Genomic DNA, 17512 nt, shown 5'->3' on the forward strand with positions numbered 1-17512 from the left:
TTGAATTCATATTATTTTTCTATTTATTTTAAAGTTGTAAATAATATAAATTTTTTATTTTGTTTTTGTCATAAAAGTATCTTATATATTTTTATCTATATGATATTAAACAGATTTATTATTTTTGGTGTTGTTTTTGCTATTCCTTACAGCAGGTCATGATAAATGAGGAATGCCTTAGTGAATAATAATAAATGCTCATACAATAAAAAGAAGAGTGCTCTTTCCTTAAGAGTAGTATCCAGTTTAGGACTCGCTGTCATTGCTGCTAACGCTGAAGCGGTGCAGTTATATCAGTCAGATGATGTCTCAATACGCTGGGATAATAATATTAAATATAGTGCTGCAAGTAGTGTCGCCAAGAAAGATAACGCTACATCTGCGGCGCTTGCCGCACAGTTTCGAAATGATGGTTATGACAACTTTGATCGAGGGTTAATTTCCAATCGTATTGATCTTCTGTCGGAGCTAGATGTTAAAGCTGGCGATATTGGCTTTCGCCTTAGCGGTGCTGCATGGTATGACGATGTATACAGTAAAGAGACAGAGCAAAATACATCCTTTCATCCCGACGTTGAAGATCAACATGGATCAGATGCAGAGCTTCTGGATGCTTTTCTTTACGGTCAAACTAGCTTTGGTGGAACCGATGTCTCGGTTCGTCTAGGTCGACATTCTTTGGTGTGGGGAGAAAGTTTATTTCTTGCCACCAATGGCATGGCTTATGCAAATGGCCCATTGAATCTAGCTAAAGCGTTGGCTGTACCGAATACCCAAGCAAAGGAACTATTCCTCCCGGTTAATCAGATATCGATGGGCGTTCAGCCGACGGATGACTTCAAGGTTGAAGCTTATTATCAATTTGAGTGGGAAAAATCTCGTATTCCCGGAGCTGGTTCATATTTCTCAGATACCAACTTTATGGATAAAGGCGGCAGCCTTGATCTTGGTTACGGTAATTTGGCTAGAGAGGATTATGAAGCTAGTGATGATGGTCAATGGGGTATCGCTTTTAAGTATTTTTCGCCAGAGCTTGATACCGACTTTGGTCTTTACTATATGAATTACCATGAAAAAATTGGCTACAATCAAGCAACCGATAACTTTTTTGATTTATCCACGGTTGCCCCTGTACCTCCTTCAACCATTGTGCCTGGTTCTTATGGTCTCTGGTTCCCTGAAGATATTACGATGATTGGTCTGAGCGCGAGTACGACTGTCGGGACTATGAACGTGGCGGGTGAGATCAGCGTGCGTAAAGATACGCCATTGCTTGCTAGTCCTTTTTCTCCGCCAAGTCAGCAGCCGTATGGCGATAGCTTCCATTACCAGATCTCCGGTATTTATATCGGTGGTCCACACCTTTTTTGGGATAGTTTTACCTTTATCGGAGAAATTGGTGGCCATAAGGTTACCGATGTAACAAAGAATGAAGCATACCTTTGGCCCGGTATGAATAATGAAGTATTGGGCACGCGATTCCAGTTTATTCCCGCTGTATACCAAGTACTCCCAGGTCTTGATATTGAAACGCCATTGTCCGTTGGTCATAACTTTAAGGGGTATTCTCAGCTTGATCCTAAGTTTAACGGGGGTTCTGGTGATGGTGCTGGCGATGTCTCTTTAGGGGTCGATTTTACTTATCAAGGTTATTGGAAAGGAGGGGTTAGCTATACCCATTACTACGGTGATGATGTGTCAGAACAAGCGTTGATCGACCGTGATTTTATTTCATTTAATATCAATCGAACTTTCTAATCAGGAACGCGAATATGATTAAAATAATTAAAAATAGCGCTCTTACAATGGCTGTTGCGCTGACCTGTAGCTCTACTGCTTTTGCTGTCTCAGAACAAGAAGCGGCGCGTTTAGGGCAAGATTTAACACCATTAGGTGCCGAAAAAGCGGGTAATGCAAGTGGCACTATCCCTGCTTGGACTGGAGGGTATAAAGGAGGCAACCCCGAAGGCTATGTTTCCGGCCAGCCTCGTAAAGATTTATTTCCAGAAGATAAGCCTCGCTTGGTAATTACGTCATCGAATTATAAGGAGCATCTGGATAAGTTGAATGCGGGTATTGTTAAGTTATTTGAGACCTACGATGATTTTCGGATGGATATTTATCCAACTCGCCGAACCGGTATGGCACCGCAAGAAGTTTATGAGGCGACCAAAAAAAATGCGATAACGGCAACGACTAGCCACAATGGTTATCTGCTCGAAAACGCTATCGGTGGGATTCCATTCCCGATACCGTCAACCGGTTTAGAAGCTATGTGGAATCATCTAACTTCCTATCGAGGTAAAAGTACCCACGATTATTTCAGAACTTATGTCGTTCCACCAAATGGCGAGAAAGTTTTAGCCTCAGGAACGAGCCAACACTGGATTTATCCCTACTATGGTGAAGGTTCATTCGATGGCAACGCGTTTGCTAAGGCGGCTCTTGAAAACTTGGAGCCTAGCTACAAAGTAGGTGAGGCGATGTTGGTATATGAGACGTTGGATAATTCAATTAATGGCCGTAAAGCTTGGCAGTATATGGCGGGACAACGTCGTGTAAGGCGCACGCCTAGTCTAGGTTACGATACGCCAGACTTTGTTACATCCGGTAGTGCTTTTTTTGATGAAGCATATATTTTCTCTGGCGGAATGAATCGTTTTAATTGGAAGTTAGTCGGCAAAAAAGAGCTGTATGTTCCCTATAACAATAACGGTTATTTAGAGCATTCTGACGATCAAACGATAGGTAAACACTTTTTGAATCCTGATTATGTTCGCTGGGAGTTGCATCGTGTTTGGGAAGTGGAGGCGACGCTTGCTGAGGGTCAACGTCATGCTGTTGCGAAGCGTAAGTTATACCTAGATGAAGATACATGGTTAGCCTTACTTGTTGATGGTTGGGATAGCAATGGTGAGTTATGGCGGATGAGCTATGGGCTACCTATCGTTATACCGGAAGGTGAATTTGTCGTGTTTCGTCCTTGGGGAACCTATGACTTTATTAAGGGAAGCTACCTAGTCAACGGTCAGTTGAATGAAGGCGATGCACAAATGAGTGTTACTGAGCCTAAAAGTGAGCGTTACTTTACCCCTAAAGCTTTGGCTTCTCGTAGTTTGAGATAACGTCCGTACTATGCCGGGAGTTTCCTCCCGGCTATTTATACCTCAGGTTATTTATGAGAAATTTTTTTAAAAAAGTATCCAAGCGGATAACCGTTTTTGTGATGTTGGTTAGTATGGCTATTTCATTTAGTTCAGCTAAAGCCAATACTGCTGCGGAAAAAGCACTGGAAATAGCGACACACTCACTCGTTTTAGATATTGCAACGGCTGGTCAACGGTTAGTTGCTGTCGGTGAGCGAGGTAATATTCTTTTGAGTGATGATCAAGGCCTGAATTGGCGTTTAGCCAACAGCCCCATCGGCTATGGTTTGACATCGGTGGCGTTTCCTACAGCAACCGTCGGTTACGCTGCGGGGCATCGTGGTGTAGTACTTAAAACGGAAGATGCTGGCCTACATTGGGTTCAGGTTTTGGATGGCAAAACAGCATCAAAATTAGCTTTCGATCAACTGCCTAGTGATATTGATTCGTCCATTGCTGAAACCGTGCGGCGTTTATCGGGTGATGGTGCAGATCGGCCCTTTTTTGATCTTTGGTTTGATAGCCCCGATAGAGGTTTTGTGGTCGGCTCGTATGGACTTATTTTTATGACAGAAGATGGAGGTTTAACCTGGGACTCACTGATTCATAAAGTTGAAAATCCTTTTGGGTTTCATTTTTATTCGATTTCGCGGCTCCTAGATGGTTCTGTGTTGATATCGGGTGAGCAGGGTGGTATTTACGTGGCCGAAACGGATGATATGAATTTTGTAGCAAAAGATAGCCCTTATATAGGCACATTTTTTGGGCAGATAAGTCTTAAAGAGGGTGGGGCCATTGTTTATGGATTAATGGGTAATGTTTTCAAAAAGATCCATTTAGGTTGGGAAAAATGTAATGTTCCAACCGAAGCAACGATTAATACCGCCATTGAATTAGATGATAAACGCGTGTTGCTGGCCGCTGCTAATGGTCGTTTACTGATTAGTGAAAGTGATGGATGTCGGTTTAAAGCATTGGGTGTCGGCAGTGTCTTTACTGCTGGGCTAGAGCAAATTGACACGTCAAAAGTTATAGCTGTTGGATTGAATGGCATAAAAAATATTTCAATTTCAAAAGAAAAATAAATACTCAGCTATAAGAGATAATAAAAATGATACCTGAAGAAATTAATCCTAAAGATCATGATGGGTCTAGCTCTTTAGCTAGCTTTGATCATAAATCAGGCCCTTTGATTGAACGCCTTATATTCAATAATCGACCAATTATTCTGCTGATCTGTTTAGCACTAACTGTGTTTTTTGGTGCTCAGTTATTTAATTTAAAATTGAATGCAAACTATGAACGGATGATCCCTGTTAATCATCCGTTTATTCAGAACTTCAATAAACATAAAGGCGATTTATCGAGCAGTGGGAATACACTTAGAATCGCTGTTTCGAACAAAGGTAAATCAATATTTACTTCTGAATATTTAGCTATATTACGTCAACTTAATGATGAATTATATCTGCTTCCAGGGGTTGATCGAGCCTATGTTAAATCGTTGTGGATGCCATCGGTTAGGTGGACGGCTATTACCGAGTTTGGTTTTGATGGCGGGGCGGTTATTCCCAGTAATTATAATGGATCTGAAAGTTCACTTGAGCAGGTTAGGATCAACGTAGAGCGGTCAGGGGAAGTTGGTCGACTGGTCTCTAATGATTACAGCTCAAGTATTATTCAACTTCCTCTATTAGGCATTAACCCTAAAACTAAAGAGGCGTTGGATTATGGCGCATTCTCCGTAGCGCTTGAAGAGTTGCGTTCAAAATACCAAGCGCAGGGCGTGGATATACATATTATTGGCTTTGGTAAAGTGGTGGGTGATCTCATCGCAGGCCTACAAGAAGTGATTCTCTTCTTTGTCATGTCTGTTATTGTTGCCGGTTTCGCTGTATTTCTTTTTACTCACTGTATTCGAAGCTCTTTGATCGTAGTGGGCTGTTCTTTAACGGCGGTCATTTGGCAGCTAGGGATTCTGTCTATCATGGGGCTAGAACTTGACCCCTATTCGATACTCGTACCTTTTCTCGTTTTTGCCATCGGGATGAGTCACGGTACTCAAAAAATGAACGGCATTATTATCGATATAGGTCGAGGCACCCATAAGCTTATTGCGGCTCGATATACTTTTCGCCGCTTGTTTATGGCGGGAATGACAGCATTAATCAGTGATACTTTTGGTTTTGCTGTGTTACTTATGATTGATATTGGTGTGATTAGAGAGCTTGCGTTGAATGCGAGTATTGGGGTGGGGATCTTGGTTATTACTAACCTGGCCGTCATTCCTGTTTTACTCAGTTATACCGGTGTATCTCCTCGTGCCGCTACCCGTGCGGTTAAAGATGATGTGATTGATATGCAGGATCAACAACATAGCAAGCATAAGATGTGGGCCTTCCTTGATCTTTTTACGCAAAGGAAATGGGCTGCAGGAGCCATTACAGGGGCTTGTTTGTTGGGTATTGTCGGCCTCTATGTCGCTCAAGACCTAAAAATAGGTGATTTAGACCCCGGGGCTCCTGAGCTAAGAGGCGACTCTAGGTATAACCTAGATAATGCTTTCATAACGAATAACTTCACTGTTAGTAGTGATATTTTTACAGTGTTAGTTGAGACTCAGAGTGGTTTCTGCGGGAGTTTTGAAGCGCTGTCTAAAGCCGAAGAATTAGAGTGGCGATTACGTCAGTTATCTGGCGTTGATTCGGTTGAGTCGATGGCGTCAAAAGGGAAGGCGGCATTAGTTGGATTAAATGAAGGGAATCTTAAGTGGTTTGAGTTAGTGCCGAATCAGAGGGTGTTGAACGGCATTATCAATTACACCCCGAGAGATCTATTTAACCAGAATTGCGATTTGCTTGTTGTAAATGCTTATCTACAAGACCATAAAGCGGAAACACTTAAGCGCATTGTCTCAACGGTTGAAGCGTTTGCCGTTGAAAATAATACCGAGAACGTTCGTTTCATCTTAGGGGCCGGTAATTCTGGCATTGAGGCGGCGACTAATATCGTCGTTAAACATTCAAATCACATTATGTTGTTTTGGGTCTATGGTGTGGTGTCGCTGCTTTGTTTGATAACGTTCCGTTCTTGGAGAGCGGTTCTAGTCGCTGTTTTGCCTCTTATGTTGACGTCAATTTTAGCGGAAGCATTGATGGTAATACTAGGCATGGGAGTTAAAGTTGCAACCTTACCAGTGGTAGCTCTAGGGGTGGGGATTGGTATTGATTATTCACTTTATTTAATCGTGGTTCTGCAGGCCCGATTAAAAAGTGGAGATAGTCTATCTGATGCTTATTATCATACGCTTCTTTTTACTGGCAAAGTGGTTCTGCTAACAGGCTTCACGCTTTCTATTAGCGTTATAACATGGCAAATGTCTGATATTAAATTTCAAGCAGATATGGGGGTCATGTTAGCATTTATGTTCCTCTGGAATATGCTTGGTGCTTTGATCTTAGTTCCTGCTCTGTCGCGCTTCTTTCTTGTAAGAAAAAATAACGTTGTTTAAGTTTTTTCTACAGTATTAAATCGAGGTTTCAAATGAATAGACGTGATTTTATAAAAATATTCGGTGCAGGTACTGCAGTTTTAGCGATCCCAGACATGAGTTTTGCAATGGATAGCACAAACGTAGATAGCCCATTGTTAACGGTTTTTGATGAACGCTTTGAAGAGGGTGATGGTTTAGTCCGTACATTAAGCGGCCCTAATAAAAAGGTTATTTCATTTAAACATGATATCTCTACTGTTTGGTTTAGTGATATTCTTCCAGCCTTTAATAATGGACATAAAATTGTTGGTGTATCTCGTCCTGCTGAATATTTTATTTTAGAGCAGTTTCTTCTTGGCGAGGGTGCAGCACCGTTATATGTATCCGCTCATGAATATCGGAGTCATGGTCTACTGCATAAAGTCCCAGAGGGAAGTCCTCTGCATAAGCTGGGTGTAGAACCCTCTTTCGAATGGGGTAGTGCATTGGCTAAGCAGTTAGTTTCGGAAAAGTTTTTTGCTGAAAATCAGCCTACCATACAACTTATCTCTTCTCATAAAAAATCGTTGGAGAGTCCAGATGAGTTCTTTATTTGGCGGATTTCTTAAGGATTTTTTGTAAAATATATAAAAATAACCTGATGATAAACCTTATTTTTTATCTCAGGTTATTTGTGTTGATAGTTAACGTTTTAGTAGATGAGTATTAATTATTTTTTTGTGAATTAATTCTATATCGAATAAAATCTCTTTTTACACCTAACAATTCTGCTGCTTTTGTTATGTTGCCATCGGCTTGGCGGATAGCTGACTGGATAATACCTTGTTCGAAATCTGAAAAAGTAATTTTATTATCAATTAACTGGTTCATGGTTGGATCTTCAGACGCGATGATTTTTTTGCTTTTTAAATTGCCGGTGGGATCAACTTCCATTAGGGCTGTTTCAAGAATATTCTCATCGACAAATAGATGCTCAATATCAATAAGTTTTCCCTCTTCGGTCATGATGACTGCTCGTTCGATCAGATTTTCAAGCTCTCGAATGTTACCGGGATAGTCATATTGATATAAAACATCGGTGGCCATATCGGTGAAACCATGAATTTTTTTGTTGTGGCTTTTTGAAAAATTTTTCAGGAAAAAATCAATCAGTAGTGGGATGTCTTCCTTCCTGTTTCTTAAGGGGGGAATATCAATTGTAAAAACATTGAGTCGATACAGAAGATCTTTTCTGAATTTACCCTCTTTGACCGCCTGATTTAAATCAACATTGGTTGCTGTGATAATTCGGACGTCAATTTTTTTGACGTGAACGCTACCGATGGGTTCTATTTCTCGCTCCTGTAAGACCCGTAACAACTTAACTTGTGCTGATAGACTTAGTGTGCCTACTTCATCAAGAAATAGTGTTCCTTTATGTGCGCGTTCGAATTTACCCAAACGTGTTTGGTTTGCGCCAGTATAGGCACCGGCTTCTACTCCAAACAGTTCCGCTTCGATTAGATTTTCCGGTATCGCCGAGCAATTTAGTGAAATAAAGGGTTTGCTGGAACGGTCGCTTAATTCGTGTATAAGCTTCGCAAACTGTCCTTTACCTGTGCCTGTTTCACCCAGCAACAAGGCGGTCGTACGTGAGTTTGCTATCTTTTCCGCAAGGTAGCGTGCTGAAGTATAGGCAGCAGAAACCCCAATCATACGACTGTTTATTGATTTGTCGTGCGATGAATTTTTCTCCCCAACCTGATCGAGTTTATTGCTGAAAAAATGGGTTCTCAGCGCATTGAGCTCGTTTTGAATTTCATCGTCTTGCCATTCTTCAAGTAATTTGCCTTCCATTACGCAGTTGTCGTCACCATGTGCACGGCATTGAGTTTCTTTAAACACCATGACTCTTCCTAGGAAAGTTGATGTATAACCGGAGGCCATACCTGTATGAATCCAACAAACACCTTCATCCGACAGACCAAAGTTTTCGAGATGACTGTTGGCATCCATTGTGTCATGAAGTATGACTTTCGCTTCTGATACACCTGTTGCGTAATTTGCAGCGATCGCTAGAGGCTCAGTTCGTGTTAAGCCCGTCATGGTATGAAGCTGCGGTCCCAGCAAATATGAGTCTGTAGTGTTATGAGATAGCTGAAGTCTTTTGGCAATCATAGCTGTTTGGCAGCCAATATGGTGACCAAACCGAGTGAGAATTCCCCTCGCTTCTTCTATTCCTAGGCTGTCAATCAACTGTGTTCGTAACTTACTCAGTGTTTTTAAATGGACTAAGGTAACACGATCATTACCAAACCAGATTTTTCCTTCATTAGGGAAAAAACGTAATTCCCTTGTCAGAGATTCAAGATAAGGGAAATGGGTAAGAATTTCTTCGGGGGTTTTTAAATTTACATCTGAATATTCTGTATTTTCAGCGTTAGGAACCATTGAATTTTCTGTTCTACTTATTGTTATAGGAAAGCCACTTTATTGTGCTACTAAATATTTCTGATGATATATAGTTGAGTCTGTAGATATATTGGCAGGCATACGTAGTTGTCAAATTGGTTTCAACTTAGGCGCTCAATATGAATTATAGACAGGTGAAGCGCTTTGCACACTATATATTTGTAGGTCAATTTTTTAATTGTTAACCATAGCAGCGGAGAATGATTTCAACAAGATATTCTAATGGATAACACTCATGAGCTATCGATAGAAGATAAGTGAAATTAATTGATTTTAGGATGAATCAACCGGCGGAGTGATTCAAAGCCATTTTGTACTTAGTTAGCTAAGGTGAGTTTATTACCGCTAATCGGTGGTCAAGATTCTTGTATCTTTACAGTTATCCCGCAGGTCGCCTGTAGGTCGGCAGAAGACCTAATGTCTAACGAAAAAACATTTCTTATGGCTGTAGATATAGCCCAGTTTTACAGGCTACAAAGAGATAGCCCTAAAGGCTCTCGCTTCTGTGTCTAGTACCTCCAATCCCCAGCTCAACTCGCAGATGACCTTATTATTGGCAGTTTTTTCCATGTTCTTGCGAGTTAATGATTCGCATAAATGGTGCACTATGTGCACGATGCAGTTGGTTTTTATTGAGGGCTATTCAACGTAATTGATATAGTGATCGCGAAAATTACAAATAATAATGTCTGATCTGTGTCATTGAATAAGCCACAGATTTGGTTTCCTAGTGTTAGATGACAGACGGTTTATCCAGCGTTTACACACTTCTCCCGAACAAGGTGCTTGCATGACTGCCGACAATAAGACCAATGATGTATCGACCGATTATCTCTGTAAAGTAGCCATTCTAGGCGCTGGACCTGTTGGTTTGACTATTGCCAATTATCTTGGCCAAGCCGGTGTTGATGTCATCGTACTAGAAAGGCTCGACAAGCTGATTGATTACCCTCGTGCCATTGGTATTGATGATGAATCGCTACGCACCATTCAGTCTGTTGGGCTAATCGATGAAGTTCTGCCGCATACCACGCCACATCATGCTATGCGCTTTCTCACACCGAAAGGACGTTGCTTCGCTGATATTCAACCGATGACTGATGAGTTTGGCTGGTCGCGCAGGAATGCATTTATCCAGCCGCAGGTAGATGCCGTATTGTATCGTGGTCTTAGCCGCTTTAAGAATGTGAAAGTAATGTTCTCGCGGAATGTTCAAGCGTTCGAACAGGATGACAAAGGCGTCACAATTCATGCTGACGGCCCGGAAGGTCAGAAAGAATCCATTCGTGCCGATTATCTGGTTGCCTGCGATGGTGGTAATAGCTACGTGCGAAGCTCTCTGGGCATTAGCTTTGATGGAAAGACGGCTCCGAATCAATGGATTGTAGTTGATATAGCCAACGACCCATTGGCGACACCAAACGTTTATCTATGTGCTGATCCTGAGCGCCCCTATGTATCTGCTGCGTTGCCTCATGCGACACGACGCTTTGAGTTCATGGTGATGCCGGGTGAAACGGAGGAGCAGTTGAGCCAGCCGGAAAATATGCGCAAGTTGCTGGCGAAGGTGCTACCCAACCCGGATAACGTAGAGCTGATTCGTAGCCGTGTTTATACCCACAATGCCCGCTTGGCTGGTGAATTTCGTAAAGGTCGTGTGTTGCTCGCAGGTGATGCTGCTCACATCATGCCGGTATGGCAGGGGCAAGGTTACAACAGCGGGATGCGTGACGCGTTCAATCTGGCTTGGAAATTAGCACTGGTTGTTCAAGGAAGTGCCGGTGAGCAGTTGCTAGATAGTTATGAGGTCGAACGACGGGATCATGCCAAAGCGATGATTGACCTATCGGTATTGGCTGGGCATGTGCTGGCGCCTCCTAAACGCTGGCAGGGTACACTGCGTGATGGACTCTCCTGGGTGATGGGTTTTGTGCCTCCGGTGAAGCGTTACTTCCTAGAGATGCGCTTCAAGCCTATGCCAAAGTACGATCAGGGTGCATTGGTTGAAGTGAAAGAAAATATCAAGGGGTCGCCCGTTGGTAAAATGTTCATTCAGCCGAAGGTGCTGACGGAACAAGGTCCGATAGTTTTACTTGATGAAGTGATCGGTACTGGTTTTGCTGTTATTGCCTGGGGAGCAGATCCAACTTGGGGGTTGAACGATAGGCAAGTTGAGGCTTGGAAAGCGCTCGGGGCTAATTTCATTCAGGTGCTTCCAGACGTTCAGATGAAGAATGGCTGCGAGGTGGCGGATGGCGTGATTCGTGTGGGAGATGTTCAGGGCCGTCTGAAGGATTGGTTTGGTCAGTATCCAGCCTCTATTGCTGTTATTCGCCCGGACCGCTTTGTTGGAGCGGTTGCCATTCCCCAGACTCTAGGTCAGGTGACTGAGGATTATCTACGGGTGCTGCAGGCTACGCCGGTTTGTGCTGAGGATATATCTGCGCCACATAAACGTGAAGTAGCTTGATATGCCAGCATTATTACAATGTTTGTCTCATACCCCTTTGGTCGGGCTCGTGGATCCCGAACAAATGATACTGGATGAGGTCAGCGGTGTCGTGGCTACTGCTCGTAAGCGTATCGAAGCTTTTGCTCCGGAACTCGTATTGCTGTTTTCGCCAGACCACTATAACGGTTTCTTCTATGACATTATGCCGTCATTTTGCATCGGCACTGCTGCCCATGCGATTGGTGATTTTGGAACCGCAGAAGGCGACCTACTTGTGCCCGCTGATCTAGCCGAAGCGGCTGCTCAGTTTGTTATGGACGCCGGTGTCGACACTGCGTTGTCGCATAAAATGCAGGTGGATCATGGTTTTGCCCAGCCTCTTGAGTTTCTACTGGGCGGGCTGGATAAGGTTCCGGTGATTCCTGTATTTATCAACTCGGTTGCGGTGCCATTGCCGTCTTTTGAACGTGCTCGTTTGCTGGGTGATGCTTTAGGTCGCTATGCCGCTTCGCTTAACAAGCGAGTACTTATTATCGGTTCCGGCGGCCTGTCACACCAGCCGCCTGTGCCGGAACTGGCCAATGTCAATGCACACATGAGAGATCGGATGCTTGGTAGTGGCCGTAACCTGCCGACAGACGAACGGGAAGCTCGTACCCAAAGGGTTATCGACGCAGCTCGTGGCTTTGTCAACGATCAGAACTCACTGCTCCCTTTGAATCCAGAGTGGGATCAGTGGTTCTTGGATCTACTTGCTACTGGCCAGATGAGTGAGCTGGATACCATAAGCAATCAGGACGTTTCCGAAAAGGCGGGTAAGTCCGCTCACGAGGTAAAGAACTGGGTAGCTGCGGCTGCAGCGATGGCTGCTTTCGGGCCTTACCGGGAGGAGTCTCGCTACTATCTCCCGATTCCTGAGTGGATTGCCGGTTATGGCGCATTGACCGCTTCGGCAGTCAGTTAATCTCGGGATAACACATTTTAAAACTAGGGGTATTTGAGAATGTCACAGCAATGGACTGAAGCAGGAACCAGTAAATTTATTTCTATCAAGGAAGGCGATGCTGATTTGAACATCCACTACAACGACACCGAGAAAGGTGATCAAGTTGTGGTGATGCTACATGGCTCTGGGCCGGGTGCGAGTGGTTGGGCCAATTTTAATCGTAACATCCAACCACTGACAGACGCAGGTTATCGCGTAATTCTGATGGACAGCCCTGGCTGGAGCAAGAGTGATAGCATCGTTAACGACGGTTCTCGCTCTCACCTTAACGCCCGAGTCCTGAAGGGATTGGTTGACGGCTTAGGCCTGAAAAAAATTAACATTATTGGTAACTCTATGGGTGGGCACAGCGCTGTCGCTTTTGCCCTGGAATATCCAGAGTATGTCGATAAGCTAATCTTGATGGGAGGCGGCACCGGTGGCGGTAGCATGTTCACGCCAATGCCAGCCGAAGGTATCAAGCGTATTGGTAAGCTGTATCGCGAACCGACCATGGATAATCTTAAGGAGATGATGGATATCTTCGTCTATGACAGCAGCAGTATGACAGAAGAGCTTTTCCAGACTCGTCTGGATAACATCTTAGCCCGCAAGGATCATTTGGAAAACTTTGTGAAGAGTATCCAAGTCAATCCCAAACAATTTCCGGACGTGGGCCATCGTCTTAATGAGATTACTAACGAAACGTTAATCTTATGGGGACGGGATGATCGCTTCGTACCCATGGATACGGGTCTTCGTCTAGTGAATGGCTTGCCGCGTGCCGAGCTGCATATATTCAACCGCTGTGGTCATTGGGTACAGTGGGAATTTGCTGACAAGTTCAATCGTATGGTGTTGGATTTCCTCAAGTACGGAATTAAGTAAGCTGTCAGCTGGTGCATAAAGCCAGCGAGTCTTGCGTTTCAGAATCAGGAGTTAGTTCCGAGTGCGCTTGAAACCAGTGTTATTGAAGATGAAACCTTTCACACTGCGTCGGTTAGGTCTTCTGCTGATCGCTGCTGGGTAACGGGAGTGTTGAAGCAGGTACTCCAGCGACAGAATAGCTTGTACCGATGCTTTATGAGGCAGTGACTGAGATTGATACTCCTTTGAATGAAATCTGCGCATGAAAGAGCCTAGTTTAACGACTGGGCTTTTTATGCCTGAACTATGCAGGAGACTCTTTTGTTATTCTTGCTAACTAAAGTGAAGCTGGTTATCCCAATTTAGGTGGCTAAATGTATTGTGTCATTACACGGGGTCAGTGCTAGCTATCTTGACATATATGTTTATCCATATATATTTGTTTGAATATACCTTTATCCATATGTGTTTACATAAATATGGCAATGTCTCCCTTACACTTTTATAAGTGTCTTTATATAGAGAGTTATGGCGGTTTGAGGCGATAGGGCATCGGCTTGAGCGGACGCAGGCTTTTTGCTGTTAGCGACCGTCATTTGTTGATTGGATAAGGCATAGGAATAGTGGCCTGATCGGCGATCAAGATCGATTGAGTATATGTTAGTTAAGGCATAGCCAAGGAGAGTTTGCGTGGGTAGTTTTGAACGATATCTTAGTGTATGGGTGGCTATAGCCATTGTCTGCGGGGTGGCACTGGGGAATCGCTTACCTGAATATTTTGAGTTGATTGCTTCCTGGGAATTTGCCCAGGTAAATGTGGTTATCGCGGTGCTGATTTGGTTAATGATCTACCCGATGATGGTGCAGATCGATTTTTCCTCATTGAAAGAGGTGGGTAAAAAACCTCAGGGTTTATTACTGACGCTGGTGGTCAATTGGTTGGTTAAACCTTTCACGATGGCATTCTTAGGTTGGTTGTTTTTTAAAGGAATATTCGCCGATTGGGTCGATCCGAAAACCGCGAGTGAATATATTGCCGGGATGATTTTATTAGGCGTCGCGCCATGCACGGCGATGGTATTTGTTTGGAGTCAGTTAACCAAAGGGGACCCCAATTACACCTTAGTACAGGTATCGGTTAACGATATTATTATGATCTTCGCCTTCGCGCCTATTGCCGGATTTCTATTGGGGGTCACGGATATATCGGTGCCTTGGGGGACTCTACTGCTCTCGGTCGTACTGTATGTGGTTATTCCATTGCTGGCAGGGGCGATCACCCGCAAGCAGGTTGATCGTAGCGATGATCATTCGGCACTTGAGCGCTTACTAGCGACACTCAAACCCTGGTCTGTGATTGGGCTGCTGACGACGGTGGTGTTGCTGTTTGGTTTTCAGGCGCAGACGATATTGGCTCAGCCGCAAGCGATTGTGTTAATTGCTATTCCATTGTTGATTCAAACCTATAGTATTTTTGCGATGACTTACTGGGTCGCTAGGAAAATGCGTTTGCCCCACAATATAGCCGCGCCAGCATGCATGATTGGTACCTCCAATTTTTTCGAGTTAGCCGTTGCGGTGGCTATTTCATTGTTTGGATTACATTCTGGTGCCGCGTTAGCAACGGTTGTCGGGGTGTTGGTTGAAGTGCCGGTGATGCTGAGTCTGGTTTGGTTTGCTAACCGAACTCGGCATTGGTTTGGGGCAGTATAACGATTTTTTACGCTAAGGCTGTCATCTAAGGTTTATACATAGTGCTGCTGAATGACGCCTTAGTTCAGGTCAGTTACACATTGGTGAGACTGTAATCCCCAAAATACAACAGCATTCAAGTGAGCATACGAGCCGTCGCTTTATCGTGCTAGCGAAAATGACAAAGTTGTCATATTGATTGCGGTTGCGACGGCTCAGCTGAGATACTGGTTTGAGTCGTTTAAGGATGAGTCTCAATGAACCTGTTGCTAGTCGAAGATGAACAAAAAATTGCCGATTTTATCTGTGAAGGTTTGCGGGCAAAAAACTTCCACGTTACCCATTGTGCCGATGGTCATAAGGGATACGAGGCTGCGAGCAGTCAGGCTTTCGACGTTATTGTTCTTGATATTATGCTGCCGGGCCGCGATGGCCTAGATATTCTTGCCTCCCTTCGACAGATCGGGGTTGAGACGCCGGTTATTCTGCTGACGGCCCGAAATGAGTTGGGTGATCGTGTGCAGGGCTTAGAGATGGGAGCCGATGATTACTTGGCCAAACCTTTCTATGTGGAAGAGTTGAATGCCCGGATTCAGGCGTTATTGAGACGCCATAGCGGCAGAGCACAGCATCTGCTGGAAGTTGGTTCGCTGCAATTGGATTGCATCAATCGCAGTCTTCATTGCCAGGGGCAATCGGTGGAACTCACCAGCCGTGAATTTAGCCTGCTCGAATATTTGATGCGCTCGCCCAATCAAGTCTTAACGCGGGGCCAGTTGTTGGAACATGTTTGGGGTTACGATTTTGATCCCTGCACCAATGTAGTGGATGTCTGTATTAAGCGCATTCGTCGCAAGATTGCATCATTGGAAGGGGCCGGCAAGATGGTGGGCGCGATTGAATCCGTGCGCGGTACGGGCTATCGTTTAAGCGCAGGCTGAGGGGCTAGAATGTATTTTCGCACACGGATTATTACCATCTCCCTGCTAACGGTGAGCGCAGTGCTGGCGATTGTGATCACCTTGAGCTGGTCACGCATTATGCAAGTCGAGTTTAATCGCCTTGATGACCGACTGTGTATGGAAGCAAGGCGACTGATTCCACGGTTTGATGCCGATGGTTCTCCTCGTTATCGACCGATTTCAAGTGCGGGAAAGCCTTCAGATAGTCAGATTATTGCTGACTTAGTCAATAAACTAAGAGTTAGCTCACCAAACGAGGTCATGATCTATCTCGGTGCTGGTGACGCTGGTGTTGTGAGAACATCTGAGGGTGTTGATATCAACACTATTATTAATAACATCAATTGGCGTAGCGCTGATCAGTTAGAATTATCCGATAAAAACCAAGCCAAAGCCTATTGTCGGGTAGCCTTTTTTGAACATGAAGAGAAGCAATGGCTTGGTGCGCTGTTAAAGGTTCGAGACTATCAGAGCTTTATCGGCATTGATGTGGCAGCCAGCACCCGGGAGTTAAAAAGCACCCTACGTGAAGCGCTGGTCGTTGTGATTCCATTCTCTTTTTTGCTCAGCTTGTTGGGCTCTTGGCTGATCGCGAGTCATACCCTTCGGCCGATCAATCGTCTGCATCGTTCCATGGATAGGGTGACCGAGAAAGATCTGAGCCATCGCTTGCCTGAACATAAAGAAGACAAAGAGTTTCAACGCTTAATCGAAGCTTACAATACAATGCTCGATCGGCTTGAGGATAGCTTTCAGCAAATCTCACGCTTTACCGCCGATGCCGCTCATGAATTAAAAACACCGCTGACCGTTTTAAGAGGCAAGCTGGAACAAGCGGTGCTCGCTGAAAATTCATCGCAGTTAGACCTCAATGCCATTCTTGATGAAGTCGGGCACCTCTCGGCGATCACGCGTAAATTGTTGCTTTTGTCACAAGCAGATTCCGGCTCAATGGCACTTCATCTGGAACCGATCAATATGACCGATCTATTAGATGAACTAACCGCCGATATGGAGCTGTTGTCCGAGGCATTAGTGCTGCATTGCTCGATCGATCGAGGCCTAATAACAAAAGGCGATAGTGTCTTGCTGACGCAGCTACTGAATAATTTACTCGTTAATGTGATGCACTATAGCCTGCCAGAAAAAGGCGTTATGATTAACGCCAGCGAAAACGGCTCGACCATTGAGGTGGTGATCAGCAACGCCTGTTTACCACTGTCAGAGCAGGTCAGAAGTCAGCTATTCGAGCGTTTTTACCGTGGCGAATCCGCACAGATTCAAGGTGCTTCTGGTAGTGGTCTTGGGTTGAGCTTGGCACGTGAGATCGCCCGTGCCCACGATGGCGATCTTTTACTTGAGCCCAGCGCGCAAGATGTTGTGGTGATGAAATTAGTGTTACCCATGGTTAAATGACAGCATTGTCATCCATCCCAGCCGTCTAATCGTTAGACTTAAGTTAAC

At 44.3% G+C, this 17512-nt stretch carries 12 protein-coding genes; 11 read left to right on the forward strand and 1 reads right to left on the reverse strand.

Features of this window, described 5'->3' with window-relative positions; translation table 11 throughout:
• Positions 1-180 precede the first annotated feature (180 nt).
• The 5 genes from ACN0T0_RS18030 to ACN0T0_RS18050 are packed head-to-tail and all read left to right on the forward strand — an operon-like array spanning position 181 to position 7247.
• Entirely contained in the window at positions 181-1758 is a 1578-nt protein-coding gene (locus tag ACN0T0_RS18030; RefSeq protein WP_417228124.1) for a DUF1302 domain-containing protein, read from the forward strand.
• Positions 1759-1772: 14 nt separating this feature from the next.
• Positions 1773-3125 (forward strand): DUF1329 domain-containing protein, encoded by a 1353-nt coding sequence (locus ACN0T0_RS18035; RefSeq protein ID WP_417228125.1) that lies wholly within the window; start codon positions 1773-1775, stop codon positions 3123-3125.
• A gap of 53 nt (positions 3126-3178) precedes the next feature.
• Positions 3179-4231, forward strand: a complete 1053-nt coding sequence (locus ACN0T0_RS18040; RefSeq protein ID WP_417228126.1) for a WD40/YVTN/BNR-like repeat-containing protein — start codon at positions 3179-3181, stop codon at positions 4229-4231.
• 26 nt (positions 4232-4257) lie between these two features.
• Complete coding sequence (locus ACN0T0_RS18045; RefSeq protein WP_417228127.1) at positions 4258-6657, forward strand: efflux RND transporter permease subunit; 2400 nt, start codon at positions 4258-4260, stop codon at positions 6655-6657.
• Between the two features lie 32 nt (positions 6658-6689).
• Positions 6690-7247 (forward strand): hypothetical protein, encoded by a 558-nt coding sequence (locus ACN0T0_RS18050; RefSeq protein WP_417228128.1) that lies wholly within the window; start codon positions 6690-6692, stop codon positions 7245-7247.
• A gap of 97 nt (positions 7248-7344) precedes the next feature.
• Here the strand turns inward: ACN0T0_RS18050 and ACN0T0_RS18055 are convergent, their stop codons facing one another.
• Positions 7345-9069: a sigma 54-interacting transcriptional regulator gene (locus ACN0T0_RS18055; RefSeq protein WP_417228129.1), complete on the reverse strand. Its 1725-nt coding sequence runs from the start codon at positions 9067-9069 to the stop codon at positions 7345-7347.
• A gap of 811 nt (positions 9070-9880) precedes the next feature.
• Between ACN0T0_RS18055 and ACN0T0_RS18060 the strand changes: the two genes are divergently transcribed.
• From ACN0T0_RS18060 to ACN0T0_RS18085, 6 genes are all read left to right on the forward strand, one after another.
• Complete coding sequence (locus ACN0T0_RS18060; RefSeq protein WP_417228130.1) at positions 9881-11560, forward strand: bifunctional 3-(3-hydroxy-phenyl)propionate/3-hydroxycinnamic acid hydroxylase; 1680 nt, start codon at positions 9881-9883, stop codon at positions 11558-11560.
• 1 nt (position 11561) lies between these two features.
• Complete coding sequence (locus ACN0T0_RS18065) at positions 11562-12506, forward strand: 3-carboxyethylcatechol 2,3-dioxygenase (RefSeq protein ID WP_417228131.1); 945 nt, start codon at positions 11562-11564, stop codon at positions 12504-12506.
• Between the two features lie 39 nt (positions 12507-12545).
• Positions 12546-13415, forward strand: coding sequence for an alpha/beta fold hydrolase (locus ACN0T0_RS18070; RefSeq protein ID WP_417228132.1), 870 nt, complete (start codon positions 12546-12548; stop codon positions 13413-13415).
• Between the two features lie 669 nt (positions 13416-14084).
• Positions 14085-15107, forward strand: a complete 1023-nt coding sequence (gene arsB, locus ACN0T0_RS18075) for an ACR3 family arsenite efflux transporter (protein ID WP_417228133.1) — start codon at positions 14085-14087, stop codon at positions 15105-15107.
• A 236-nt stretch (positions 15108-15343) separates the two neighbouring features.
• Positions 15344-16027 carry a response regulator transcription factor gene (locus ACN0T0_RS18080; RefSeq protein WP_417228134.1) on the forward strand — a complete coding sequence of 228 codons (684 nt, stop codon included), beginning with the start codon at positions 15344-15346 and terminating at the stop codon, positions 16025-16027.
• A 9-nt stretch (positions 16028-16036) separates the two neighbouring features.
• Positions 16037-17464, forward strand: coding sequence for an ATP-binding protein (locus ACN0T0_RS18085; protein WP_417228135.1), 1428 nt, complete (start codon positions 16037-16039; stop codon positions 17462-17464).
• Positions 17465-17512 lie beyond the last annotated feature (48 nt).

The organism is Amphritea sp. (assembly GCF_048266285.1).
In the GTDB taxonomy this organism is placed as follows: domain Bacteria; phylum Pseudomonadota; class Gammaproteobacteria; order Pseudomonadales; family Balneatricaceae; genus Amphritea.

What these genes read in the sequence shown, in the direction of transcription:
- ACN0T0_RS18035 (WP_417228125.1), top strand. Translation starts at nt 1,773, where the DNA reads ATGATTAAAATAATTAAAAATAGCGCTCTTACAATGGCTGTTGCGCTG.
- ACN0T0_RS18040 (WP_417228126.1), top strand. Translation starts at nt 3,179, where the DNA reads ATGAGAAATTTTTTTAAAAAAGTATCCAAGCGGATAACCGTTTTTGTG.
- ACN0T0_RS18045 (WP_417228127.1), top strand. Translation starts at nt 4,258, where the DNA reads ATGATACCTGAAGAAATTAATCCTAAAGATCATGATGGGTCTAGCTCT.
- ACN0T0_RS18050 (WP_417228128.1), top strand. Translation starts at nt 6,690, where the DNA reads ATGAATAGACGTGATTTTATAAAAATATTCGGTGCAGGTACTGCAGTT.
- ACN0T0_RS18055 (WP_417228129.1), bottom strand. Translation starts at nt 9,069, where the DNA reads ATGGTTCCTAACGCTGAAAATACAGAATATTCAGATGTAAATTTAAAA.
- ACN0T0_RS18060 (WP_417228130.1), top strand. Translation starts at nt 9,881, where the DNA reads ATGACTGCCGACAATAAGACCAATGATGTATCGACCGATTATCTCTGT.
- ACN0T0_RS18065 (WP_417228131.1), top strand. Translation starts at nt 11,562, where the DNA reads ATGCCAGCATTATTACAATGTTTGTCTCATACCCCTTTGGTCGGGCTC.
- ACN0T0_RS18070 (WP_417228132.1), top strand. Translation starts at nt 12,546, where the DNA reads ATGTCACAGCAATGGACTGAAGCAGGAACCAGTAAATTTATTTCTATC.
- ACN0T0_RS18080 (WP_417228134.1), top strand. Translation starts at nt 15,344, where the DNA reads ATGAACCTGTTGCTAGTCGAAGATGAACAAAAAATTGCCGATTTTATC.
- ACN0T0_RS18085 (WP_417228135.1), top strand. Translation starts at nt 16,037, where the DNA reads ATGTATTTTCGCACACGGATTATTACCATCTCCCTGCTAACGGTGAGC.